The 22,437-nt window shown below is 73.9% G+C and carries 19 protein-coding genes; 14 read left to right on the forward strand and 5 right to left on the reverse strand.

Annotation, left to right across the window (positions count from 1 at the left end):
- Positions 1 to 97 precede the first annotated feature (97 nt).
- Entirely contained in the window at positions 98 to 736 is a 639-nt protein-coding gene (locus tag O7599_RS23375) for a TetR/AcrR family transcriptional regulator (RefSeq protein ID WP_281623485.1), read from the forward strand.
- A gap of 206 nt (positions 737 to 942) precedes the next feature.
- Here O7599_RS23375 and O7599_RS23380 read toward each other — a convergent pair whose 3' ends face one another.
- Both O7599_RS23380 and O7599_RS23385 read right to left on the reverse strand, forming a co-directional pair.
- Positions 943 to 2,274 carry a 6-phospho-beta-glucosidase gene (locus O7599_RS23380; RefSeq protein WP_281617565.1) on the reverse strand — a complete coding sequence of 444 codons (1,332 nt, stop codon included), beginning with the start codon at positions 2,272 to 2,274 and terminating at the stop codon, positions 943 to 945.
- Positions 2,271 to 3,029 (reverse strand): DeoR/GlpR family DNA-binding transcription regulator, encoded by a 759-nt coding sequence (locus tag O7599_RS23385; protein ID WP_281617566.1) that lies wholly within the window; start codon positions 3,027 to 3,029, stop codon positions 2,271 to 2,273. Before O7599_RS23385 ends, O7599_RS23380 begins: the two co-directional genes overlap by 4 nt.
- 118 nt (positions 3,030 to 3,147) lie before the next feature.
- On the opposite strand from O7599_RS23385, the gene O7599_RS23390 reads away from it, so the two are divergent.
- The 12 genes from O7599_RS23390 to O7599_RS23445 all read left to right on the forward strand — a co-directional run bounded on the left by O7599_RS23390 (position 3,148) and on the right by O7599_RS23445 (position 16,338).
- Complete coding sequence (locus O7599_RS23390; protein WP_281617567.1) at positions 3,148 to 4,248, forward strand: carbohydrate kinase family protein; 1,101 nt, start codon at positions 3,148 to 3,150, stop codon at positions 4,246 to 4,248.
- Between the two features lie 15 nt (positions 4,249 to 4,263).
- Positions 4,264 to 5,694 carry an extracellular solute-binding protein gene (locus O7599_RS23395; protein ID WP_281617568.1) on the forward strand — a complete coding sequence of 477 codons (1,431 nt, stop codon included), beginning with the start codon at positions 4,264 to 4,266 and terminating at the stop codon, positions 5,692 to 5,694.
- Entirely contained in the window at positions 5,694 to 6,596 is a 903-nt protein-coding gene (locus O7599_RS23400) for a sugar ABC transporter permease (RefSeq protein WP_281617569.1), read from the forward strand. The genes O7599_RS23395 and O7599_RS23400 overlap by 1 nt, the downstream gene beginning before the upstream one ends.
- Complete coding sequence (locus O7599_RS23405) at positions 6,593 to 7,417, forward strand: carbohydrate ABC transporter permease (protein WP_281617570.1); 825 nt, start codon at positions 6,593 to 6,595, stop codon at positions 7,415 to 7,417. The genes O7599_RS23400 and O7599_RS23405 overlap by 4 nt, the downstream gene beginning before the upstream one ends.
- Before the next feature lie 8 nt (positions 7,418 to 7,425).
- The gene (gene iolC, locus O7599_RS23410; RefSeq protein WP_281623486.1) at positions 7,426 to 8,397 is read left to right on the forward strand and encodes a 5-dehydro-2-deoxygluconokinase; all 972 of its coding nucleotides are present in this window, start codon (positions 7,426 to 7,428) and stop codon (positions 8,395 to 8,397) included.
- 149 nt (positions 8,398 to 8,546) lie between these two features.
- Positions 8,547 to 9,434 carry an aldolase gene (locus O7599_RS23415; protein ID WP_281617571.1) on the forward strand — a complete coding sequence of 296 codons (888 nt, stop codon included), beginning with the start codon at positions 8,547 to 8,549 and terminating at the stop codon, positions 9,432 to 9,434.
- 14 nt (positions 9,435 to 9,448) lie between these two features.
- Positions 9,449 to 10,336, forward strand: coding sequence for a 5-deoxy-glucuronate isomerase (gene iolB, locus O7599_RS23420; RefSeq protein ID WP_281617572.1), 888 nt, complete (start codon positions 9,449 to 9,451; stop codon positions 10,334 to 10,336).
- Positions 10,333 to 12,258 carry a 3D-(3,5/4)-trihydroxycyclohexane-1,2-dione acylhydrolase (decyclizing) gene (gene iolD, locus O7599_RS23425; protein ID WP_281617573.1) on the forward strand — a complete coding sequence of 642 codons (1,926 nt, stop codon included), beginning with the start codon at positions 10,333 to 10,335 and terminating at the stop codon, positions 12,256 to 12,258. Before iolB ends, iolD begins: the two co-directional genes overlap by 4 nt.
- 40 nt (positions 12,259 to 12,298) lie before the next feature.
- On the forward strand, positions 12,299 to 13,801 hold the full coding sequence (locus O7599_RS23430) for a CoA-acylating methylmalonate-semialdehyde dehydrogenase (protein WP_281617574.1): 1,503 nt from the start codon (positions 12,299 to 12,301) through the stop codon (positions 13,799 to 13,801).
- Positions 13,802 to 13,860: 59 nt separating this feature from the next.
- Positions 13,861 to 14,802 carry a TIM barrel protein gene (locus O7599_RS23435; protein ID WP_281617575.1) on the forward strand — a complete coding sequence of 314 codons (942 nt, stop codon included), beginning with the start codon at positions 13,861 to 13,863 and terminating at the stop codon, positions 14,800 to 14,802.
- A gap of 26 nt (positions 14,803 to 14,828) precedes the next feature.
- The gene (locus tag O7599_RS23440) at positions 14,829 to 15,845 is read left to right on the forward strand and encodes a Gfo/Idh/MocA family oxidoreductase (protein ID WP_281617576.1); all 1,017 of its coding nucleotides are present in this window, start codon (positions 14,829 to 14,831) and stop codon (positions 15,843 to 15,845) included.
- 106 nt (positions 15,846 to 15,951) lie between these two features.
- The gene (locus tag O7599_RS23445) at positions 15,952 to 16,338 is read left to right on the forward strand and encodes a hypothetical protein (RefSeq protein WP_281617577.1); all 387 of its coding nucleotides are present in this window, start codon (positions 15,952 to 15,954) and stop codon (positions 16,336 to 16,338) included.
- 64 nt (positions 16,339 to 16,402) lie between these two features.
- Here O7599_RS23445 and O7599_RS23450 read toward each other — a convergent pair whose 3' ends face one another.
- Together O7599_RS23450 and O7599_RS23455 are read right to left on the reverse strand one after the other, a co-directional pair.
- Positions 16,403 to 18,061, reverse strand: coding sequence for a DNA repair helicase XPB (locus O7599_RS23450; protein ID WP_281617578.1), 1,659 nt, complete (start codon positions 18,059 to 18,061; stop codon positions 16,403 to 16,405).
- A gap of 136 nt (positions 18,062 to 18,197) precedes the next feature.
- Positions 18,198 to 18,674, reverse strand: coding sequence for a DUF1801 domain-containing protein (locus O7599_RS23455; protein ID WP_281617579.1), 477 nt, complete (start codon positions 18,672 to 18,674; stop codon positions 18,198 to 18,200).
- Between the two features lie 121 nt (positions 18,675 to 18,795).
- On the opposite strand from O7599_RS23455, the gene O7599_RS23460 reads away from it, so the two are divergent.
- Complete coding sequence (locus tag O7599_RS23460) at positions 18,796 to 19,275, forward strand: SRPBCC family protein (protein ID WP_281617580.1); 480 nt, start codon at positions 18,796 to 18,798, stop codon at positions 19,273 to 19,275.
- 85 nt (positions 19,276 to 19,360) lie between these two features.
- On the opposite strand, the gene O7599_RS23465 is transcribed toward O7599_RS23460, so the two are convergent.
- On the reverse strand, positions 19,361 to 22,291 hold the full coding sequence (locus tag O7599_RS23465) for a helicase-associated domain-containing protein (RefSeq protein ID WP_281617581.1): 2,931 nt from the start codon (positions 22,289 to 22,291) through the stop codon (positions 19,361 to 19,363).
- Between the last annotated feature and the right edge of the window lie 146 nt (positions 22,292 to 22,437).

Here is a 22,437-nt window from a genome sequence, read left to right on the forward strand (position 1 = left end):
GCAGGTGGGGGTGGGTGCGCGCGCTCACACAGGCCGCGCGTCGGACTCTCACGCCAGCCTAAACGGACTTTACCCCGCTTATATTCCTGGCGGTACCGTGGCCTCTGTGGACGGTGACCTGATCCCCCTGGAGAAACCCCGCCCGGAGCGGGCCGACGCGGCGCGTAACCGCAGGCTGCTGCTGTGTACGGCCCGTGAGATGATCGAGGAGGAGGGCGCCGAGAACGTCACCATGGACGGCCTGGCGGAGCGCGCCGGCGTGGGCAAGGGCACGGTCTACCGCCGCTTCCGTACGCGGTCGGGAATCTTCGTCGCCCTCCTGAACGAGGTGGAGAGCGCCTTCCAGCAGCGCGTGCTGTCCGGCCCGCCGCCGCTGGGCCCGGGCGCCGCCCCGATGGACCGGCTGATCGCCTACGGCCGGGGCCGCATCGCGTTCCTGCGCGAGCACCACGCGGTCGCCCGCGCGGCACTGGGCCCCAACCAGCCCATAGCCCTCGACGGCTCGGGCATCACGCGCCCGCACATCCGCTTCCTGCTGGACCGGGCCGGTGTGGGCGCCGAGAGCCTCGACGCGCTGACCCTCCAGCTCACCGCCGCGCTGCAGGGCTCGGCGATGCTCTACCTCGCCATTCCGGACCAGCCGTCGGACCCGGCGGCGGACAGCGCCGGCGCCCGCTATCTCGACGCGCTGGCGGAGGGGTGGGAGGTCCTGGTCGCGCGGATCTGCCGCGCCTGAGCGGGGTCACCCGCCGCATGGGCGCCGGCTCCCGGCCGGCGCCTGCGTATCCCGGCTGACGCCCTCGTATCCCGGCTGACGCCCTCGTATCCCGGCTGACGCCCTCGTACGGTCGTCGCCGCAGGGTGCGTAGGAACTGACGGGAGCGCCGATCCCGCCCCCCGCAACGAGTGACCGACCGGCGCCCCCCGGTGACTCCCCCGTCCTCAGATCCCCCGCGCCGTCAGGATGCGGTTCGCCGCGTTCACCGAGTCCACCAGCGGGTGCAGCGCCACCGCCCGCAGGGCCTTCGCCCGGCTGCCCGTGTCCGCCGCCGCGATCGTCGTGCGCTCCACGTCCTTCAGCGTCAGCATCAGCCCCAACTGGTCCGCCGCCGCCGGGCGCGTCGGGATCGGGTGGGCGCCGCGGGCGTCGACGCGGCACGGGACCTCGATGACCGCGTCCGCGTCCAGGCCCGGGATCGTGGTGCGGTTGGGGACGTTGAGGATGAGGGTGGCGTGCTCGTCGCGGGCGATGGCGCGCATCAGGGCCAGGGCCACGCGGTCGTAGCCGCCCCCGTCCAGGTCGCACGTGTCGCGCTGCCAGCCGCCCGTGCTCTCCCGGCTCTCCGCCATGTACGTCGCCTCGCGCTCCTTGCGCGTGCGCTCCCACACCGCCGCCGCCTCGCCCGGGTCCGCCGCCGCCGCGGCGTAGAACGCCGCCTGCTGCTCGCGCAGGAACTCGCCGCGGGTCGCCGGGGCGTCGCGCAGGGCGGCGACGGCCTCGCGGTTGAAGTAGTAGTAGTGCAGGTACTCGTTGGGCAGCGAGCCCAGCGCCTGCAGCCACTCGGCGCCGAAGAGCTTGCCCTCCTCGAAGGACTCCAGCGTCGCCGGGTCGGCGAGCAGCGCGGGCAGGCGGTCCTCGCCGTCGACGAGGATGCGGCGCAGCCAGCCGAGGTGGTTGAGGCCCACGTAGTCCAGCTCGGTGCGGTCCGGGTCCACGCCCAGGGCGCGGGCGGCGCGGCGGGCCATGCCGACGGGGGAGTCGCAGATGCCGATGACGCGGTCGCCCAGGAGGCGCTGCATGGCCTCGGTGACCATGCCCGCCGGGTTGGTGAAGTTGATGACCCAGGCGTTCGGCGCGACCGCGGCGACCCGCTCGGCGATGTGCATGGCGGCGGGTACGGAGCGCAGCCCGTACAGGACGCCGCCGGCGCCGACGGTCTCCTGGCCGAGCAGGCCCTCGGTCAGCGCCGCGCGCTCGTCGCGGCTGCGGCCTTCGAGGCCGCCGGCGCGGATGGCGGAGAAGACGAAGTCCGTGTCGCGCAGGGCGTCGTCGAGGTCGGTGGTGGTACGGACCGCCGGCGGCCGGGCGCCTCTCGCCGCCCCGTCCGCCGCGTGCTGCGCGAGGACGGCGCCGATGGCCTCCAGGCGCCGCGGCTCCGTGTCGTAGAGCACCAGCTCGGTGCACCGGCCGGACTCCTCGCCGCTGTCTTCGAGCAGGGCCCGGAACACCAGCGGCACGCGGAACCCGCCGCCGCCCAGCACTGTCAGCCTCATACTGTGATTACCTCCACACCGGCCTCGCCGAAGGCGGCGAGGGTCGCCGGGTCCGACGACGTGTTCGTGATGAGCATGTGCACGTCCTCGGGGCCGCAGATGCGGACGAGCCCCGAGTCGCCGGGGAACTTGCCCGCGCTGGCGAGCAGCACCACCTGCCGGGACGCCCTGATCATGGCGCGCTTGACGGGTACCTCGACGTGGGTGCTGTCCAGCACGCTGCCGTCGGGGAGGATCCCGCTGGCGCCGAGGAAGAGGCGGCCGACGTACAGCTCACGGAGGTTGGACTCGGTGAGTACGCCGACGACCGAGCGGTAGTTCCGCCGGACCTCGCCGCCGAGCAGTATCAGGGTGACCGCGTGGTCGTCGCGCAGTTCCTCGTAGACCGCGAGATTGCTGGTGACGATCGTCACAGGGCGGCCCCGCAGCCGCTGGGCCAGCGCCAGCGTCGTGGTGCCGATGTCGAGCAGCACCACGTCGCCGTCCTCGACCAGCTCCGCGGCGCGGGCCGCGACCGACTCCCGGCCGCCGGGGTCGTCGTCCGCGACCTCGGCGAAGGGTCTCTCGTCGTCCGCGCGGGCGGCTACGGCGCCGCCGTAGACCCGTGTGAGGCGGCCGGCGCGGCCCAGTTCCGTGAGGTCACGGCGGGCCGTGGCCTCGCTGACGCCGAGCCGCGTGGCGATCTCCCGGACGGGCAGTACGCCCTCGTCGCCGAGGATGCTGAGCAGCTTCTCGTGGCGCGTCTCTCGCAGCATGGACCGCAATGTACTCCACGTGAGCGAGTTTGCGCGAGTGTGAGTGACCTCTTGCAAAATCCGTCGCGGAGGTGCAAGGTGTCGCTCAATGTGAACCACGAGCAGGAAGGACACGCCGTTGAGCACTCCCTCGGCGGTCCGCACAGCGATCGACCCGCTGGCGGGCACACGGGCTCCCGGCGATCCGGAGCACGACGTTCTCCTCACCGGCACCGTGTTCATGGACATCGTCTTCACCGGTCTCGAAGGCGCGCCCGTGCGCGGCAGCGAGAACTGGGCCCGCGGCATGGGCTCCAGCCCGGGCGGCATCGCGAACATGGCCACCGCGCTCGCCCGCCTCGGGTTGCGCACCACCCTCGCCGCCAGCTTCGGCACCGACCTCTACGGCGACTACTGCTGGGAGAGCCTCTCGGAGAGCGAGGGCGTCGACCTCAGCCCGTCGCGGCGGCTGGCCGGCTGGCACTCGCCGGTCACGGTCTCCATGGCGTACGAGGGCGAGCGCACCATGGTGACGCACGAGCACCCCGCGCCCCCGCCCGTCTGCGCCACGCTCCCGCGCGCCCGCTCCGTCGTGGCGTCGCTGGAGCCGGGCCGGGACGAGGAGTGGGTGCGGCAGGCGCACGAGCGGGGCTCGCAGGTCTTCTCCGACGTCGGCTGGGACGAGACCGGCCGCTGGGACCTGAACGCGCTGACCGGGCTGCGCTCCAGCCACGCCTTCCTGCCCAACGCCGCCGAGGCGCAGCAGTACACCCGCACCGACTCCCCGGAGCAGGCCGTACGCGCCCTCGCCGAGCTGGTGCCGATCGCCGTGGTGACCAAGGGCCCCGACGGCGCCGTCGCCGTGGACGGGGTCACCGGTGAGAGCGCCGACGTCCCCGGCCTGCTCGTGGACGCCCTCGACCCGACCGGCGCCGGCGACGTGTTCGTCGCCGGCTTCATGACCGGAACCCTGGCGGGCTGGCCGCTCGCCGACCGGCTCGCCTTCGCCAACCTCACCGCCGCGCTGTCCGTGCAGCACTTCGGCGGCTCGCTGTCCGCGCCGGACTGGACGGAGGTGGCCGCGTGGTGGATCGAGGCCGCCGCCCGCGCCAAGGCCGGCGACGCGGACGCCGCCGAGGTGGCCCGGCGGTACGACTTCCTGGACGGCCTGGTCCCGGCCCTGGTGCGGAGCCGTCCGCGCCGGCGGGCGATTCCGACCATCGGCTTCCGGGACGAGTAGAACGAAGGAGTTCTGATGGGATTGCGCAACAAGGGCGGCGGCCGAGGGCGGACCAGGGCACTCGTGCCCGCCGCGCTCGCCGCGGGACTTGCCGTGATAGCGGCCGGCTGCGTGCCCGGCACCGACGGCTCCGGCGCCGTCGAGGGCGGGGGCGCCGGCGGCGCGGGCGGCGTACCGGACCCGTCGAAGGCGGGGAACGTGACGCTGACCGTCTGGGACCAGGAGGTCCGCGGCGGCACCAACGCCGAACTCGAGCAGCTCAACGAGGAGTTCGAGGAGAAGTACCCGAACGTCAAGATCAAGCGGGTCTCCCGGAGCTTCGACGACCTGAAGACGACGCTGAAGCTCGCGCTGTCCGGCAACAAGCCGCCCGACATCGTCCAGGCCAACCAGGGCTACCCCGACATGGTCGCCTTCGTGCAGGCCGGGCTGCTGATGCCGCTCGACAACTACGCGGGCATCTACGACTGGAACACGCGCTATCCCAACACCCTGCTGAACCTCAACCGGGTCTCCGCCGACGGCAAGCAGTTCGGCACCGGCAGGCTCTACGGCATCTCCCAGACCGGTGAGTTCATCGGCGTCTACTACAACAAGGAGAAGCTGGCCGACGCGGGCATCGAGCCGCCGAAGACCTGGAAGGAGTTCACGGACAGCCTCGCCACCCTCAAGGACGAGGGCGAACTGCCCATCCAGTTCGGCAACCTCGACCAGTGGCCCGCCATCCACAACTTCGGCGTGCTCCAGGACCAGCACGGCGCCGCCGAGGCGCGCGACACCGTCCTCGGCCGCGGCGACGGCTTCGACAACGCGTACACGAAGGACGCCGCCGCGGAACTCGCCGACTGGATCGACAAGGGCTACCTGCCCAAGGACGCCAACGGCCGCGGCTACGACGACGCCTACAAGCAGTTCGCCGACGGCCAGGGCGGGTACCTGATCGCCGGCACCTGGCTGCAGGCCGACCTGAAGAAGCCCATGGGCGACAACCTCGGCGTCATGGCGCCGCCGCCGGCCACCGCGGGCGGCAACCCGACCACCACCGGCGGCCAGGGACTCTCGTGGTCCGTCACGTCCAAGTCCGCGCACCCCGAGGTCGCCGCCGCCTACCTCGACTTCATCACGAACGAGCACGCCGCCGACGTGATGACCGAGAACGGCGTGCTGCCCGCCGTGCCCGGCAAGGCCGCCGACGCGGTCGACCCCGACAGCCCCGACGGCCAGATGATCGCCGCCTGGAAGCGGCTGAACGCGGACGACGGCCTGGTCCCGTACCTGGACTACGCCACGCCCACGTTCTACGACACCACCTCCGCGGGGCTCCAGGACCTCATCGCCGGCAAGACGTCGCCCGACGGCTTCGCGAAGAAGCTGCAGGACGACTACGGGGCGTTCATGGAGAAGCAGCGCGGCGACGACGCCGGCGCCGAGCCTGCGGGGTCGTGATGAAGTCCCTCACCGCCGGCTACGGCCGCCGCGCGCCGGGCGAACCGCGCGCGGTCGGATACCTGTACGTCCTGCCCGCGCTGGTCGTCTACGCGCTGTTCCTGCTCGTCCCGTTCGGGCAGTCGGTGTGGCTGTCGTTCCTGCACTGGGACGGCCTGACCCGGGCCACCTCCGCGGGCTTCTCCAACTACACCGACATCTTCACCGACCCGTCCCTGCGCGCCCCCTTCGGGCACGCGCTGGTGCTGCTGATCTTCTACTCGGCGCTCCCGGTCTGCATCGGCCTGCTGCTCGCGGCGGCCATGTCGCGGATACGGGTGCGGGGCATGACGTTCTTCCGCACCGTGCTGTTCCTGCCGCAGGTGCTGGCGATGGTCGTCGTCGGCGTCGCGTGGCAGTCGATACTCGCCCCCGACGGGCTGCTGAACGACGTGCTGCGCGGCGTGGGCCTGGACTCGCTGGCCCGGCCCTGGCTCGGCGACTACGACTGGGCGCTGCCCGCCGTCGGCATCGTCGGCACCTGGGTGATGACCGGTCTGTGTCTCGTGCTGTTCCTCGCCGGTGCCCAGCGCATCCCCAAGGAGCTGTACGAGGCCGCGCGGCTGGACGGCGCGGGCGCGTTCCGCGAGTTCTTCGCCGTCACGCTGCCGGCGCTGCGCGCCGAGATCGCGGTCGCGCTGACTCTGACGATCGTCGCCGGGCTGCGCAACTTCGACCTCATCTACGTCATGACGAGCGGCGGCCCCGGCGAGGCCACCTCCGTACCGGCGTACGAGGTCTACCACCGCGCCTTCGAGCTGAACCAGGTCGGTTCCGCGGCGGCCGTGGGCGTCGCGCTCACCGTGCTGATCTTCACCCTGACCGTCACGGTCTCCCGGCTCGTCGAAGGACGCCGCTCATGAGCACCAGGATCGAACGCACCTTCACCTACGGCATCCTGTCGATATTCGCCGTCATCTCGCTGACGCCGGTCATCGGCATCCTGTCGACCGCCTTCGGCGAGAAGGGCTCCCTCAACACCGGGTTCGCCCTGCCGGAAGGCGGGCTGAACTGGGGCAACTTCTCCGACGCCTGGAGCCAGGGCAACTTCGGCACGTACCTGGGGAACTCGATACTCGTGGCGGTCGTCGTGGTCACGGTCGCGACCGTGCTGTCGATCCTGGCGGCGTACGCCTTCGGCGTGATGCGCTTCCCCGGCTCGAACGTGCTGTTCTACGTGTTCGTCATCGGCCTGACGCTGCCGCAGGAGGCGCTGGTCGTACCGCTCTACTTCGACCTGCGGCACTACGAGATCACCGACACGTACTGGGCGCTGATCCTGCCGCAGACCGCGCAGTCGCTGGCGTTCGGCGTGTTCTGGATGCGGACGTACTTCCGCAACAGCGCGCAGTCGGTCATGGAGGCCGCGCGGGTCGACGGGGCGAACAGCTTCACGACGCTGTGGCGGATCCTCGTCCCGATGGGGCGGCCGGCGATCACCACGATGATCGTCATCACCTTCATGTGGACGTGGAACGAGTTCCTGATGGCGCTGGTGATGATCAGCGAGGAGGGGCTGCGCACCGTGCCGCTGGGGCTGGCCTTCTTCCAGGGGCAGCAGACCTCGGACACCTCGCTGCTCGCCGCGGCGGCCGTGCTGATCGCGCTGCCGGTGGTGGTCGTGTACATAGCGCTGCAGCGGCGGTTCATCGAGGGAATGCTCACCGGAGCGGTCAAGGAGTAGGAGTGCAGATGCCGTACGACGTGGTGACCATGGGGCGGGTCGGGGTGGACATCTATCCGCTGCAGACCGGCGTCGGCCTCGCGGAGGTCAGCACGTTCGGCAAGTACCTCGGCGGGAGCGCCACCAACGTCGCCGTCGCCGCCGCCCGTTACGGGCACGGCGCGGCGGTGATCACCAAGACGGGCGCCGACCCCTTCGGCACCTTCGTCCGCGCCGCGCTGCGCGGATACGGGGTCGGCACCGACTTCGTCGGCACCTCACCGGGGCTGCCCACGCCCGTGACGTTCTGCGAGATCTTCCCGCCGGACGACTTCCCGCTCTACTTCTACCGCTACCCCAAGGCGCCGGACCTGGACCTGGCGGTGGACGAGCTGGACATGGACGCGGTGCGCGCGGCGCGGGTGTTCTGGATGACGGGCACCGGGCTGAGCGAGGAGCCCTCGCGGACGGCGACGCTGGCGGCGCTGGAGGCCCGCGGCCGGGCGGCGCACACCGTCTTCGACCTGGACTGGCGGCCGATGTTCTGGCCCGAGGGCGCGGGGGCGTCGGCCGACGGCCTGGCGCGCGGGCTCTACCAGCGGGCGCTGGCGCACGCGACGGTGGCCGTCGGCAACCTGGAGGAGTGCGAAGTCGCGACGGGGGAGCGGGAACCGCGCGCCGCGGCGCGGGCGCTGCTGGCCACGGGGGTGGAACTGGCCGTCGTCAAGCAGGGCCCGCGGGGGGTGCTGGCCGTGCACCGCGACGGCGCCGAGGCGGAGGTGCCGCCGGTGCCGGTGGAGGTCGTCAACGGCCTCGGCGCGGGCGACGCCTTCGGCGGCGCGCTGATCCACGGGATGCTGGAGGGCTGGGAGCTGGACCGCACGATCGCCTTCGCCAACGCGGCGGGGGCGCACGTGGCGGGGGAGCTGGCGTGTTCGGACGCGATGCCGACGGCGGCGCAGGTGGAGGCCCGGCTGCGGGCGGCGGGAGCGGGGTCGTGACCCGTCCCCCGCGCACCCGCCCAAGGGTAGGCCCGCCCTGTGACAAGTCGCCTACGCGCGGACACAGGCCACCGGTGCGACGATCGAGGTTCGCACCGTGACCGCCGCGACCGCCCCCGCGTACGCGCCCACTCCCCGGAGACCCCCGCATGACCGTTGAGAAGATCGGCGACCTGACCGCCGCCCGCGTCCACAACCCCGAGGCCGTCGCCATCGCGGCGGCGGCCCGCCGTCCCGCCGCGTCGCCGCTCGGCGGCGGCGAGCCGGGCCGGGCCATGATCATCGCCGCCGACCACCCCGCCCGCGGCGCCAACGCCGTCGGCGGCGACGCCCACGCCATGGCCGACCGCGGACTGCTGCTGGAGCGGCTGTGCCTGGCCCTGGAACGGCCCGGCGTCACCGGCGTGCTGGCCACCGCCGACATCCTGGAGGACCTGCTCCTCCTCGGCGTCCTCGACGGCAAGTCCGTCTTCGGCTCCATGAACCGCGGCGGCCTCGCCGGCTCCGCGTTCGAGATAGACGACCGCTTCACCGGCTACGACGCCGAGACCATCGACGCCCTGGGCTTCGACGGCGGCAAGATGCTCACCCGCATCGCCCTCGACGACCCCGCCACCGCCGCCACCCTGGAGTCCAGCGCCCGCGCCGTCGACGCGCTCGCCGACCGGCGGCTCATCGCGATGGTCGAGCCGTTTCTGTCCCGCTGGGAGAACGGCCGGGTACGCAACGACCTCTCCCCGGACGCCGTCGTCACGTCCGTCTCCATCGCCTCCGGGCTCGGCCGGCGCAGCGCGTACACGTGGCTGAAGCTGCCCGTCGTCCCGGAGATGGAGCGCGTCGTCGCCGCCACCACGCTGCCCGTGCTGCTGCTCGGCGGCGACGCCGGCGGCGCGGACGACCAGCGCGCGGTGTTCGACGCCTGGCGCGGGGCGCTGCGGCTGCCCGGGGTACAAGGGCTGGTGGTGGGCCGTTCGCTGCTGTACCCGGCGGACGGCGACGTGAGCGGGGCAGTGGACCGGGCGGTGAGTTTGCTGTGAACGAGGTGAGCGACGTGAGCGACGGGAACGACAGGTTGTACGTACGCGCCGGGGAGTCGGCCGCCGGCCCGTACCGCACGGTCATCAGCCCGCAGTCCGCCGGCTGGGGCTACTCCGGCCTGCGCATCCTCGAACTCGCCCCCGGCGAGAGCCGCACCCTGGCCACCGGCGACGCCGAGCACCTGGTGCTGCCCCTCGCCGGCGGCTGCACCGTCGAGGCCGACGGCGAGCGCTTCGTCCTCGCCGGCCGCCCCGGCGTCTTCGGCGCCCCCACCGACTTCGCGTACGTGCCGCGCGACGCCGAGCTCCGCATCGCCAGCCCCGGCGGCGGCCGGTTCGCGCTGCCCTCCGCGCACTGCGAGCGGCGGCTGCCGGTGCGCTACGGGCCCGCCGCGGACGTGCCCGTGGAGCTGCGCGGCGCCGGCACGTGCAGCCGCGAGGTGCACAACTACTGCCTGCCGCAGACCTTCGACGCCGACCGGCTGCTGGTCTGCGAGGTGCTCACGCCCGGCGGCAACTGGTCCTCCTACCCGCCGCACAAGCACGACGAGGAGCGCGCGGGCGAGGAGAGCGAGCTGGAGGAGATCTACTACTTCGAGGTCGCCGAGGGCCCGGACGGCCGTCCCGGCATGGGCTACCAGCGCGTCTACGGCACGGCGGACCGGCCGCTGGAGGTGCTGGCCGAGGTGCGCAGCGGCGACACCGTGCTCATCCCGCACGGCTGGCACGGCCCGTCGATGGCCGTGCCGGGCTACGACCTGTACTACCTGAACGTCATGGCCGGACCCGGCGCCGAGCGGGCCTGGCTGATCTGCGACGACCCGGCGCACGGCTGGATCCGCAGCACCTGGGACGACCAGGAGACCGACCCGAGGCTGCCGTACGGAGGAGGCACGCGATGACCGACGCGACGAGTACGCGGCACGCGGAGACCGTCAGGCTGACGACCGCGCAGGCGCTGGTGCGCTTCCTGGCGAACCAGTACAGCGAGCGCGACGGAGTCGAACGGCGGCTGATCCCCGGCATGTGGGGCATCTTCGGCCACGGCAACGTGGCCGGCGTCGGCCAGGCGCTGCTCCAGGCGGCCCGGACCGGCGAGGCGGACCTCCCGTACCACCTCGCCCGCAACGAGCAGGCCATGGTCCACTCCGCCACCGCCTACGCCAAGACGGCGAACCGCCTCCAGACCTACGCCTGCACCTCCTCCATCGGCCCCGGCGCCACCAACATGGTCACCGGCGCCGCCCTCGCCACCACCAACCGCCTGCCCGTCCTGCTCCTGCCCGGCGACGTCTTCGCCACCCGCGCCGCCGACCCGGTGCTCCAGCAGCTCGAAGACCCGCGCAACGGCGACGTGTCCGTCAACGACGCGCTCCGTCCCGTCTCGGCCTACTTCGACCGCGTCGACCGCCCCGAGCAGCTCGTCCCCGCCGCGCTCGCCGCGATGCGGGTGCTCACCGACCCCGCCGAGACCGGCGCCGTCACCCTCGCGCTGCCGCAGGACGTGCAGGCCGAGGCGTACGACTGGCCGGTGGCGTTCCTGCGCCGCCGGGTGTGGCACGTGCCCCGCCCCGCGCCCGAGCCCGCGGCGCTGGCCCGCGCCGTCGCTCTGCTGCGCGGCGCCCGCCGGCCGCTGCTCGTCGCCGGCGGCGGCGCCGTGTACTCCGAGGCGTGGGAGGAGCTGCGGGCCTTCGCGCTACGGACCGGCATCCCGGTCGCCGACACCCACGCCGGCAAGGGCGCCGTGCCCTGGGACCATCCCGCGGCCGTCGGCGCGCTCGGCTCCACCGGCACCGCCGCCGCCAACGCGCTGGCCGCCGAGGCGGACGTGGTCCTCGGCGTCGGCACCCGCTACAGCGACTTCACCACCGCCAGCCGCACCGTCTTCGCCCGCCCCGACGTGGCGTTCGTCAACCTCAACGTCGCCCGCCTCGACGCCGTCAAGCACGCCGCGGAGCCGCTGGTCGCGGACGCCCGCGCGGGCCTCGAAGCCCTCGGCGCCGAACTCGCCGGCTGGCAGGTGGACGACGCCCACCGCGCGCGCGTACGCGAACTCGCCGACGCCTGGCGCCGCACCACCGACGCCGTCTACCGCCCCGAGCCCGGCCACGGCCCGCCGCCCGCGCAGACGGAGATCCTCGGCGCGCTCAACGAGCTGACCGACGGCCCCGGCTGCGTTGATGACGTAACCGTCATCAACGCCGCCGGCTCCATGCCCGGCGACCTCCAGGCGCTGTGGCGGACCCGCGACCCGAAGGCGTACCACGTCGAGTACGCCTACTCCACCATGGGCTACGAGATCGCCGCCGGGCTCGGCGTGAAGCTCGCCGCCCCGGACCGCGAGGTCGTCGTCCTCGTCGGCGACGGCTCGTACCTGATGCTCTCCCAGGAGATCGTCACCGCGGTCTCCGAGGGCCTGAAGATGATCGTCGTCCTGGTCGACAACGGCGGCTTCGCGTCCATCGGCGCCCTGTCGGAGTCGCTCGGCTCGCAGCGCTTCGGCACCCGCTACGCGCGCCGCAACCCCGACACCGGCGAACTGGACGGCGGGCCGCTGCCCGTCGACCTGGCCGCGAACGCCGCGAGCCTCGGCGCGGACGTGCTGCGGGCGACGACGGTCGCGGAGTTCCGGGACGCCTTCGTACGGGCCAGGGAGGCGGACCGCACCACCGTGGTGCACGTCGTCACCGACCTGACCGGCCCCAACCCGCCCGGCTCCGCGTGGTGGGACGTGCCCGTGAGCGAGGTCTCGGAGCTGGAGTCCACGCGCAAGGCGTACGAGGAGTACCGCGACGGCAAGCGCGCCCAACGCCCCTACCTCTGACAACTCCTGTTCGTTTCAGCAAGTTAAGCGAGACCCGCACATGCACACGATCGAGCACTGGATCGCCGGCGGCGCTACCGCCGCCGGCTCCACCCGCACCGCCCCCGTCTACGACCCCGCCACCGGCCGCGAGCAGGCCCGCGTCCTGCTCGCCGAGGCCGCCGACGTCGACGCCGCCGTCAGCGCCGCCGCCGAGGCGTTCGACACCTGGCGCGACAGCTCGCTGTCCCAGCGGATGCGCGTGATGTTCGCCTTCCGCGAGCTGCTCGTCCGGCACGAGGACGAGCTGGCCCGGATCATCTCCGCGCAGCACGGCAAGGTCGTCTCCGACGCGCGCGGCGAGATCGTCCGCGGCCGGGAGGTCGTCGAGTACGCCTGCGGGATAGCCGACGCCCTCCAGGGCGGCTACTCCGACCAGTACTCGCGCGGCGTCGACGTCCTGTCCTTCCGCGAGCCGCTGGGGGTGTGCGCGGGCATCACCCCGTTCAACTTCCCCGCGATGGTGCCGCTGTGGATGCACCCCCTCGCCATCGCCACCGGCAACAGCTTCGTGCTCAAGCCCAGCGAGCGCGACCCGTCGGCGTCGAACCTGATCGCCCGGCTCTACGCGGAGGCCGGGCTGCCCGACGGCGTGTTCAACGTCGTCCACGGCGACAGGACCGCCGTCGACGCGATCCTCGACCACCCCGGCATCGCCGCCGTCTCCTTCGTCGGCTCCACGCCCGTCGCCCGGCACGTGCACGAGCGCGCCACCGCCGCCGGCAAGCGGGTCCAGGCCCTCGGCGGCGCGAAGAACCACGCCGTCGTGCTGCCGGACGCGGACCTGGAGTACGCCGCCGACCAGCTCGTCGCCGCCGCCTACGGCTCCGCGGGCGAGCGCTGCATGGCGGTCTCCGTCGCCGTCGCCGTCGGGGACGCGGCGGAGCCGCTGGTCGAGGCGCTGGAGCGGAAGGCGCGCGCGGTGCGCGTCGGGCCCGGCGACGACCCGGCCAGCGAGATGGGGCCGCTCGTCACCCGCGCCGCGCAGGAGCGCGTCGAGGGGGCGGTCGCCTCGGCGGCGGCGCAGGGCGCGACGGTCGTGGTCGACGGCCGGGAGCTGAAGGTCGAGGGGCACGAGGAGGGCTTCTTCACCGGGCCGACGCTGCTCGACCACGTGAGCGCGACGATGGACGCGTACCGGACGGAGATCTTCGGCCCGGTGCTCGCGGTGATCCGCGTCGCCACCCTGGACGAGGCGATCGCGCTCATCAACGCCAACCCCTACGGCAACGGCACCGCGCTGTTCACCGGCGACGGCGGCGCCGCCCGGCGCTTCCAGCGCGGGGTGCGCGTCGGGATGATCGGCATCAACGTGCCCGTGCCGGTGCCGATGGCCGCGTACTCCTTCGGCGGCTGGAAGGACTCGCTCATCGGCGACAGCCCCGTGCACGGCCCGGAGGGCGTGCGCTTCTACACCCGCCCGAAGGTCGTCACCACCCGCTGGCCGGCCGGCGGCAACCCGGCGGCCCGCGGCGCGGCGTTCGCCTTCCCGACCGCCAACTGAGCCGTCTCACCGCCGCGTACACCCCGCTACGAGCCCCACCACCGAGAGGCCGCACCCTCATGACGAACGCACCCGGCGCCCCGCGCCCCGCCGCCGGCAATCTGTGCCTGGGCTCCGCCCCCTGCTCCTGGGGGGTGTGGTTCCCCGAGGAGGAGCACCAGGTCCCGTACACCCGCTTCCTCGACGAACTGGCCGAGACCGGCTACAAGTGGCTGGAGCTGGGCCCGTACGGCTATCTGCCCACCGACCCGCAGCGCCTCGCCGCAGAGCTGGGGGAGCGCGGGCTCCAGGTCTCCGGCGGCACGATCTTCGGAGCCCTGCACCGGCCCGCCGAGTGGGACGAGACGCTGGCGGCCGTCCGCCGCGTCGCCGAGCTGACCGCCGCCGCCGGCGCGCACCACCTCGTGCTCATCCCGCCGCTGTACCGCGACGAGAAGACCGGCGACTTCACCGAGCCGCCGGAGCTGACGGCCACGCAGTGGACGGCGCTCGGCAAGGCCGCCGACGACCTCGGCAAGATCCTCCTCGACGACTACGACGTCCGCCTCGTCGTCCACCCGCACGCCGACAGCCACATCCAGACGCAGCCGGAGATCGAGCGCTTCCTGAACGCCACCGACTCCCGGTACGCCAACCTCTGCCTGGACACCGGCCACGTCGCGTACGGCGGCGGCGACAACCTCGACCTCATCCGCCGCTACGCCGAGCGCATCGGCTACGTCCACATCAAGCAGATGGACCCGGTGATCATCGAGCAGGTCAGGGCCGAGAACCTGTCGTTCAGCGAGGCCGTCGCCCGCGGCGTGGCCGTCGAGCCGCCCGCGGGCGTGCCCAACCCGGGGGACGTCGTCGAGGCGCTGTCCGGCCTGGACGCGGAGCTGTTCGTGGTCGTGGAGCAGGACCTGTGGCCGTGCGAGCCCGAGGTCCCGCTGCCGATCGCGGTCCGTACCCGCGACTACCTGGCGGGCGTCGGCCTGAGCGGCACGCGCCGCCCCCGCTGAGACACGAACCCGAGGAGCAGACAGACATGACCGTACGCATCGGAGTCGTCGGCACCGGCGCCATCGGCCGCGAGCACATCGAGCGCATCAGCCGCGTCATCAGCGGCGCCCGCGTCAGCGCCGTCGCCGACATCGACGCGACGCTGGCCGAGAAGGCCGCGGCGGAGGCGGGCGGCGCGCGGGTCGCCGACGCCGCCGACATCCCGGGGTCGCTGGTCGCCGCCGACGACGTGGACGCCGTGCTCGTCTCGTCCTGGCACGCCGCCCACGCCGGGCACGTGCTCGCCGCCATCGCCGCGGGCAAGCCGGTGCTCTGCGAGAAGCCGCTGGCCACCACGGCGGAGGACGCGCTGCGCGTGCTGGCCGCGGAGGAGGCGTACGGGCGGCGGCTGGTGCAGGTCGGGTTCATGCGCCGCTACGACCCGGGCTACCGGGAGCTGAAGCGCGTCATCTCCGGCGGCGGCATCGGCCGGCCGCTGATGATGCACTGCGCCCACCGCAACAGGTCCGCGCCCGAGCGGTACACCACCGAGATGGCCGCGCAGGACACCGGCGTGCACGAGATCGACGCCGCCCGCTGGCTGCTCGACGACGAGATCGTCTCGGCGCAGGTCATCACGGGGCGCGCCACGGAACACCGCTTCCCGCACCTGAGGGACCCCCAGTTCATGCTCTTCGAGACGGCCGGCGGGGTCCGTATCGACCTGGAGGTCTTCGTCAACTGCCAGTACGGGTACGACATCCAGTGCGAGACGGTCGGCGAGACGGGCCTCGTCCGGCTGCCCGACCCGGCGCGCGCCGAGGTGCGCGCGGCGGCGCGGGTGGGCACGGAGATCGACCAGGAGTGGGGCGGGCGCTTCGCCGAGGCGTTCGACGCCGAGGTGCAGGCGTGGGTCGACTCGGTGGCCGCGGGCGCGGCCACCGGACCCAGCGCCTGGGACGGCTACGCCGCCACGGCCGTCGCGGCGGCGACGGTCGAGGCGCAGCGGACGGGCGCGGTGGTGGACGTGAACCTCGTGGCGCGCCCGGCGTTCTACGCCTGACGACCTCCCGCGGCCCGGCCCCCACCGCGGGGGGAGGGGCCGGGCCGCGGGAACCCCCGGCCCCCTCGGGCGCGTCCTGTCGAGCAGGTGTCCAAGGGGGGTACGGATGTCTCTGGGGGAGCCGCCGCTGCTGAGCCGTCCGCCGTGGGTCGGCGTGACGACGACGCTGGGGCAGATGGCGTACGCGCTGTCGGCGTTACCCGCGGCGCTGATGGCGCTGCTGATCCCGCTGTTCCGCGGCGAGCGGGAGTACTGCTCGCCGCCCGACCACGCCGGGCCGTGCGACCGCGTCCAGGAGATGAGCACCGGTGCCGCCGCCGGGCTGGGCCTGGGGGTCCTCACGCTGCTGGTGGCCGGGGCCCTCGCGCAGTCCGCGGGGCGGCGGATGGCCGAGACGGGACGCGAGCGGCGCGGGGTGGCGCTGGTGCTGGGGGCGCTGGCGGCGCCGGCGGTGACGTACGCGATGCTGGCGTACGGGTACACCGCGGCGTGAGCCCGGCGCCCGTACCCGAACGCCTACCGGACGGTGTGCGGCGGTCCGTCGGTGCGTCGGTCCGTCAGGCGTCGTCCAGGCGTTCGTCGCCGGCCAGGACGTCGTCCGCGTCCACGATCCGGTACGCGTACCCCTGCTCGGCGAGGAACCGCTGCCGGTGCGCGGCGAAGTCCTGGTCTATGGTGTCGCGGGCGACGAGCGAGTAGAACCGCGCCTCGTGCCCGTCCTCCTTCGGCCGCAGCACCCGGCCGAGCCGCTGCGCCTCCTCCTGCCGCGAGCCGAACGTGCCCGAGACCTGGATGGCGACCGTCGCCTCCGGCAGGTCGACCGAGAAGTTCGCGACCTTCGACACCACCAGGACGCCTATCTCGCCGCGCCGGAAGGCGTCGAACAGCTTCTCCCGGCGGGCGTTGGTCGTCTCGCCCTTGATGACGGGCGCGTCCAGATGCTCGCCCAGCTCGTCGAGCTGGTCGATGTACTGCCCGATGACGAGCGTCTGCTCGCCCGCGTGCCGCGCCACGAGCGCCTCGGCGACCTTGCGTTTGGTGTCGGTCGTGGCACAGAAGCGGTACTTCTCCTCCGCCTCCGCCGTGGCGTACGCGAGCCGCTCGGAGTCCGTCAGGTTCACGCGCACCTCGACGCAGTCCGCGGGCGCGATGTAGCCCTGCGCCTCGATCTCCTTCCACGGGGCGTCGAAGCGCTTGGGCCCGATGAGCGAGAACACGTCGGACTCGCGGCCGTCCTCCCGTACGAGCGTGGCCGTCAGCCCGAGCCGGCGGCGCGCCTGGAGGTCGGCGGTGAACTTGAAGACGGGCGCGGGCAGCAGGTGCACCTCGTCGTAGACGATCAGCCCCCAGTCGCGGGAGTCGAACAGCTCCAGGTGCGGGTAGACGCCTTTGCGGCGCGTCGTCAGCACCTGGTACGTGGCGATGGTGACCGGCCGGATCTCCTTGCGGGCGCCGCTGTACTCGCCGATCTCGTGCTCGGTCAGCGACGTCCGGCGCAGCAGCTCGCTCTTCCACTGCCGGGCCGCGACCGTGTTCGTCACGAGGATCAGCGTCGTCGCCTTCGCCTCGGCCATCGCCCCGGCGCCGACGAGCGTCTTGCCCGCGCCGCACGGCAGCACGACGACTCCGGAGCCGCCGTGCCAGAAGCCCTCGACGGCCTGTTTCTGGTACGGGCGCAGCCCCCAGCCGTCCTCGACCAGCGCGATCGGGTGCGCCTCCCCGTCCACGTACCCCGCGAGGTCCTCGGCGGGCCAGCCGAGCTTCAGCAGCGCCTGCTTGATCTGGCCGCGCTCCGACGGGTGCACGGCGACGGTGTCGTCGTCGAGCCGCGCGCCGACCAGCGGCTGGATCCGCTTCGAGCGCAGGATCTCCTCCAGCACCGGCCGGTCGGTGGTGGACAGCACGAGCCCGTGCGCGGGGTCCTTGGTGAGCGTGAGCCGCCCGTAGCGCGCCATGGTCTCGGCGACGTCCACGAGCAGCGCGTGCGGCACGGGATAGCGGGAGTAGGTCACGAGGGCGTCCACGACCTGCTCGGCGTCGTGCCCGGCGGCGCGCGCGTTCCACAGGCCGAGCGGCGTGACGCGGTAGGTGTGGATGTGCTCCGGCGCCCGCTCCAGCTCGGCGAACGGCGCGATGGCGCGCCGGCACTCCTCCGCCTGCTCGTGATCCACTTCCAGCAGGAGCGTCTTGTCCGACTGCACGATCAGACAGGACATGCGGACCTCCTCCCACTGCTGCGGCACCCGGATCGGGACACCCGGGAAAAACCCGGGAAACAGGGAAGTCTACCTCGGGGCGGCAGTGGCGTGGGACGAGCCGGCGGCCGGCGGCGTACGGCCTCGGCTCACGGCTTCAGGTCATGGCCTTCTTCACCAGCTCGGTGACCGTCTTCTCGTGGGCGGGCGTCAGCTCGGTGATCGCGAAGGCGGTCGGCCACATGGTGCCCTCGTCGAGCCTCGCCGCGTCGTTGAAGCCGAGGGTCAGGTACCGCGACTCGAACTTGGCCGCCGCCTGCACGAAACAGACGATCTTCCCGCCCTTGCCCTTCTTGGCGCCCGCGGCGTAGGCGGGCATCCCGTACCACAGCCGCGGCGACAGCTCGGGCGCCGCCTCGGTGATCAGAGTGTGCAGCCTGCCGGCGATGGTCCGGTCGGACTCCGGCATCTCGGCGATCTTCTCCAGCAACTCGGTCACCGGGTCCGTCTTGGCGCCGCCCTTGTCCCGCTTGATCTCCTTCGCGCGGTCCTTCATGGCGGCGACCTCCGCCTCGGAGAAGCCCTCGTAGGATTCGCCGCCGTCGGCCGTGGCTGCCTTCTTCGCGTCCGCCATCGCAGTACCTTTCTCGGGTCCGACCTGGTCCGGGTCTCAGACTACGAAGAATCGGCGGCGACGACTTCTCGAAAACTGACCGCTCGGACGCCCGCTGGAGCGACGTCGAAGGAGGCCCCCGGTGGCGCGCACCCGCCGTCTGATCCTGACCCCGCCCGAGAAGGTCTGGGACCTGCTGAGCGACGGCCACCGCTACGGGGAGTGGGTCACCGGCACCCGGCAGGTCCTCGCCGCCGACCCGCACTGGCCCGGGCTCGGCGCCCGGCTGCGGGTCCGCGTCGGCGTCGGGCCGATGACGCTGGACGACACCTGCGTCGTCCGCGTCTGCGAGCCGGGCCGGCGGCTCGAACTGGAGGCGAAGGCCGACCCGTTCGGGGCCGCCCGGATCGCGATGCGCCTGGAGCCGTGGGGCGGGCACACCCTGTTCTTCCTGGACTGGCACCCGCTGCGCGGACCGGGGACGCGGATGCACGGACTGCCGGTGGACTACCTGGTCACGGTGCGCAACGGGATGATGCTGACGAAGCTGGCGCGCATCGCGGTACGGGAGTACGGGGCCGGGTCCGGGGAGCGGGCGGGCGCGGGGGCCAGCCGCGGGTGACCGGCCCTGGGCGGGGCCTCGGGTGGGGGTGTCCGCCCCGGGTAGGGGTGCTTGTTCCGGTCGGGGCGCCGGTCCGGGCGGTGCCTCATGTGGGGTCGTCGGCGAGTTCCGCGGCGCCGGTGATGCGGTGCAGGGGGTAGGTGCGCACCTCGTCGGCGGTGTGGTCGTACGCGGTGACGTAGCCGCCCTCGACGCGGACGGGGGCGATGACGCGCTGGCTGGCGGCGCCGTCGGCGTTGACGTAGCCGATCCAGACGGCGGCGTTGCCGAGGACGGCGGCCTGGAGGACGGCGAGGGTCTCGGCGGAGGAGGTGCGGGGGAGGCCGCCGGGGGGCGGGGTGCCGGCTCCCGGGGCCGGCGGGGTGTCCGGGGCTTGCGCGGCTTCCCGGGCTTCTTCCCCGGCCTGCGGGGTGCCGGGGCCCGGGCGGAGGGGGGCGGTGGCGGCGCGGTCACCGGCCCGTACGGCGCGGACGGCCGCCGCGAGGAGGGTGGCGTCCGGAACGGGCGGGCCGTCGGGGACGGGCGCCGGCGCCGTCCGGGGCGGGGTGCGGTGCGCGGCGGCGCGGGCGACGAGGACGGCGCCGTCCGGCGACTCGGCCGCGGGGGCGTAGCCCATCTCGCGGAGCCGGGCCAGCAGCACGTCGGGCGGGGTGGGGGAGACGAGGACGGTGGGCGCGAGATGGCGCAGCCGCAGCTCGGCGGAGCGCCGGTCGGCGAGGATCTCGGCGAGGAGCGCGTCGTCGTCGCAGCGCAGGTACGCGCCGGCGGCGCCGATCCGCAGACGGCCGTGCTTGCGGGCGATGTCGTCGATGAGGTAGCTGAGCGGCTGCGGCACGGGGGTGCGGGAGTGGGCGGCGAGGAAGTCGTGCAGCTCGGCGGCTGACCGCCCGGTGTCGAGCGCGCGGCGTACGGAGCCTTGGGTGAAGCGGTAGACGGTGGCGCCGCCCTTCGACTCGACCTCGGCGAGGACGCCGAGCACGTCGGCGAGTTCGCGCTTGAGGGGGCCGGGCGCGATGGCGGTGAGGTCGGCCTGCAGCAGTACGTGGTCGACGGGCGGCGGCAGGTGCGGTGCGAGCGCGCCGGCGGCCCGGAGTGCGGCGGCGTGGGCCTCGGCGGGGGACCCGGCGTCGGCGCTGGTCAGGGGCGGTGGAGCGGCGTGCGTGTCAGTGGGGCGGCCTACCCTTGGGCGGGTGTGAGGGGGACGGGGGGTCGGGGCGTTCGTCGCCGGGGCTGCGGAGTCCGTCTCCGGTGCCTCGGCGGCCGTCTCCGGCGTTTCGGCATCGGTCTCCGGTGCTTTGGCACCGGCCTTCGGCGCTTCGGCGTCGGTCTCCCGTGCCCCTGCGTCCGTCCCTGGGGTCCCTGCGCCCGTCTCCGGGGCCTCTGCATCCGTCCCTGGGGCCCTTGCGCCCGTCTCCGGGGCCTCTGCGTCCGTCCCCCGTGCCCCCGCGCCCGCCTCCGCGGCCCCTGCGTCCGTCCCCCGTGCCCCCGCGCCCGCCTCCGCGGCCCCCGCGCCCGCCTCCGGCGCTTCGGCGTACGTCTTCGGCGGCGGCGTCAGCAGCGCGCGGCCGTGGGCGGCCAGCGCGCCGCGGCCCGTGACGCCCAGCGACTCCGCCTCCTCCAGCGTCCAGCGGGCCAGCCGCGTGCGCAGGTCCTCCTCCTCGCCCTCCGCCGGGCCGCCCCCGCGCGGCGGGCGCTCCCAGCGCAGCCGCGCCACCACCGAGTCCGCCGTCGCCGCCGTGCCCTCCGGCAGCCCCGCGAGGAGCCGCAGCACCGCGCGGCGTACCTCCGGTGCCGCGCCCCGGTCCAGTCCCTCGCCGAGCGCCGACAGCGCCCGGCCCTTACCGTCCCGGCCGCCGACCAGCCCCGCTGTCCGCGTCGCCGCCAGCCACGCCGCCGCCAGCGCCGCCCACCGCTCGGCCGCGGGCAGCGCCAGCCACTCGTCGTACGCCGGCGTCGGCGCGTAGCGCTCGTCCGTCTCCCCGTCCGAGGCCAGCAGGCCCGCCGCGTAGGCCAGTTCCACCCAGAACGCCGCCTGCGGCTCCGCGACGTCCAGCGCCGTCGCCGTCCGCTTCAGGTCCCGTACGGCCAGACCTCCCGCCCGCAGCACCGGCGGGCTCGCGGTCGCCCACTGGCCGAGGAGCTCCTCGACCGTCTCCACCGCCACCGCCGCCTGCCCCGCGGCCGTCGCGTCCACCACCCGCGTCCCGTACGACCCGGCCGCCACCGGCTCCGGCGGCACCGCCGCCACGCTCCGGTGCGCCCGCCCGTCGCGCAGGTACAGCGCGACCTCGCGCGGCAGCAGCACGCTCCCCGGCGCCGTCGGCAGCAACAGCCCCCGGTCCAGCAGCCACCGCACATGCGCCGGCGGCTGCGCCGAGACCGTCCCGTACGGCGGCCCCCACGTCAGCCGTCCCAGGACCGTGACCGCGTCCGGCGGCGCCTGGTCCAGCAGGTCCGCCATCCGCTTCGGGTCGCTGAACAGTGCGGTCAGGGACTCCACCGCGGAGACGGGGTCATGAGTTGCCGGCAGCCCCGCGTTCGCCAGTACTTGCTGCAGCCGCCCCGGCGACATCCCCATGGCCGCCTCCGCCGCGGCCGGCCCCAGGCCGGTCGGCGACCCGGACGCCTGCGGCGTCAGCAACTCCCGCGCCGTACGCACCAGCCGCAGCCGCTGCTCGTCCCCCCACACCAGCGCCTGCGTCCGCAGCTCCGCGACGGCGCGCGGCAGCGCGGCCGCGGTGTCGGGCTCGTCGCCCATCAGCCCGGCCAGCGCGTCGTACGGGCACGGGTCCGGCGCGACCGCGAGCGCCTGGGCGGTCTGCTGCGTGAACCGGTCGAGCCGTTCGAGCGCGCGGACGACGGAGGCGCGGGTGCCGGCGCGGGTGGCGAGCTGGGTGAGGTCACCCGGCACCGGGGTGAGCAGATCGGGCCGGGCGCGGAGCAGCCCGGCCAGGGCGGTGTCCGGTCGGGCGCGGAGTTCCTCGGCGAGGGTCCGGGCGGGGTTGCCGGTCGTCATCCGCTCCACAGTAGTCCTCGCCGGACGGGCGACGCCGTACGGGAGCCGGGCTTGGCGGCGACCGACCCGGTGCGGCCCGTCCCCCGGGCTGCCCGCCGGAGCGGGGGCGGGTGCGTGGACAAGAGGTGGTTCAGGCGCACCGCACG

This window comes from Streptomyces sp. WMMC500, assembly GCF_027497195.1.
In the GTDB taxonomy this organism is placed as follows: Bacteria; Actinomycetota; Actinomycetes; order Streptomycetales; family Streptomycetaceae; genus Streptomyces.

What these genes read in the sequence shown, in the direction of transcription:
- O7599_RS23380 (WP_281617565.1), bottom strand. Translation starts at nt 2,274, where the DNA reads ATGAGGCTGACAGTGCTGGGCGGCGGCGGGTTCCGCGTGCCGCTGGTG.
- O7599_RS23385 (WP_281617566.1), bottom strand. Translation starts at nt 3,029, where the DNA reads ATGCTGCGAGAGACGCGCCACGAGAAGCTGCTCAGCATCCTCGGCGAC.
- O7599_RS23395 (WP_281617568.1), top strand. Translation starts at nt 4,264, where the DNA reads ATGGGATTGCGCAACAAGGGCGGCGGCCGAGGGCGGACCAGGGCACTC.
- O7599_RS23400 (WP_281617569.1), top strand. Translation starts at nt 5,694, where the DNA reads ATGAAGTCCCTCACCGCCGGCTACGGCCGCCGCGCGCCGGGCGAACCG.
- O7599_RS23405 (WP_281617570.1), top strand. Translation starts at nt 6,593, where the DNA reads ATGAGCACCAGGATCGAACGCACCTTCACCTACGGCATCCTGTCGATA.
- iolC (WP_281623486.1), top strand. Translation starts at nt 7,426, where the DNA reads ATGCCGTACGACGTGGTGACCATGGGGCGGGTCGGGGTGGACATCTAT.
- O7599_RS23415 (WP_281617571.1), top strand. Translation starts at nt 8,547, where the DNA reads ATGACCGTTGAGAAGATCGGCGACCTGACCGCCGCCCGCGTCCACAAC.
- iolD (WP_281617573.1), top strand. Translation starts at nt 10,333, where the DNA reads ATGACCGACGCGACGAGTACGCGGCACGCGGAGACCGTCAGGCTGACG.
- O7599_RS23430 (WP_281617574.1), top strand. Translation starts at nt 12,299, where the DNA reads ATGCACACGATCGAGCACTGGATCGCCGGCGGCGCTACCGCCGCCGGC.
- O7599_RS23435 (WP_281617575.1), top strand. Translation starts at nt 13,861, where the DNA reads ATGACGAACGCACCCGGCGCCCCGCGCCCCGCCGCCGGCAATCTGTGC.
- O7599_RS23440 (WP_281617576.1), top strand. Translation starts at nt 14,829, where the DNA reads ATGACCGTACGCATCGGAGTCGTCGGCACCGGCGCCATCGGCCGCGAG.
- O7599_RS23445 (WP_281617577.1), top strand. Translation starts at nt 15,952, where the DNA reads ATGTCTCTGGGGGAGCCGCCGCTGCTGAGCCGTCCGCCGTGGGTCGGC.
- O7599_RS23450 (WP_281617578.1), bottom strand. Translation starts at nt 18,061, where the DNA reads ATGTCCTGTCTGATCGTGCAGTCGGACAAGACGCTCCTGCTGGAAGTG.
- O7599_RS23455 (WP_281617579.1), bottom strand. Translation starts at nt 18,674, where the DNA reads ATGGCGGACGCGAAGAAGGCAGCCACGGCCGACGGCGGCGAATCCTAC.
- O7599_RS23465 (WP_281617581.1), bottom strand. Translation starts at nt 22,291, where the DNA reads ATGACGACCGGCAACCCCGCCCGGACCCTCGCCGAGGAACTCCGCGCC.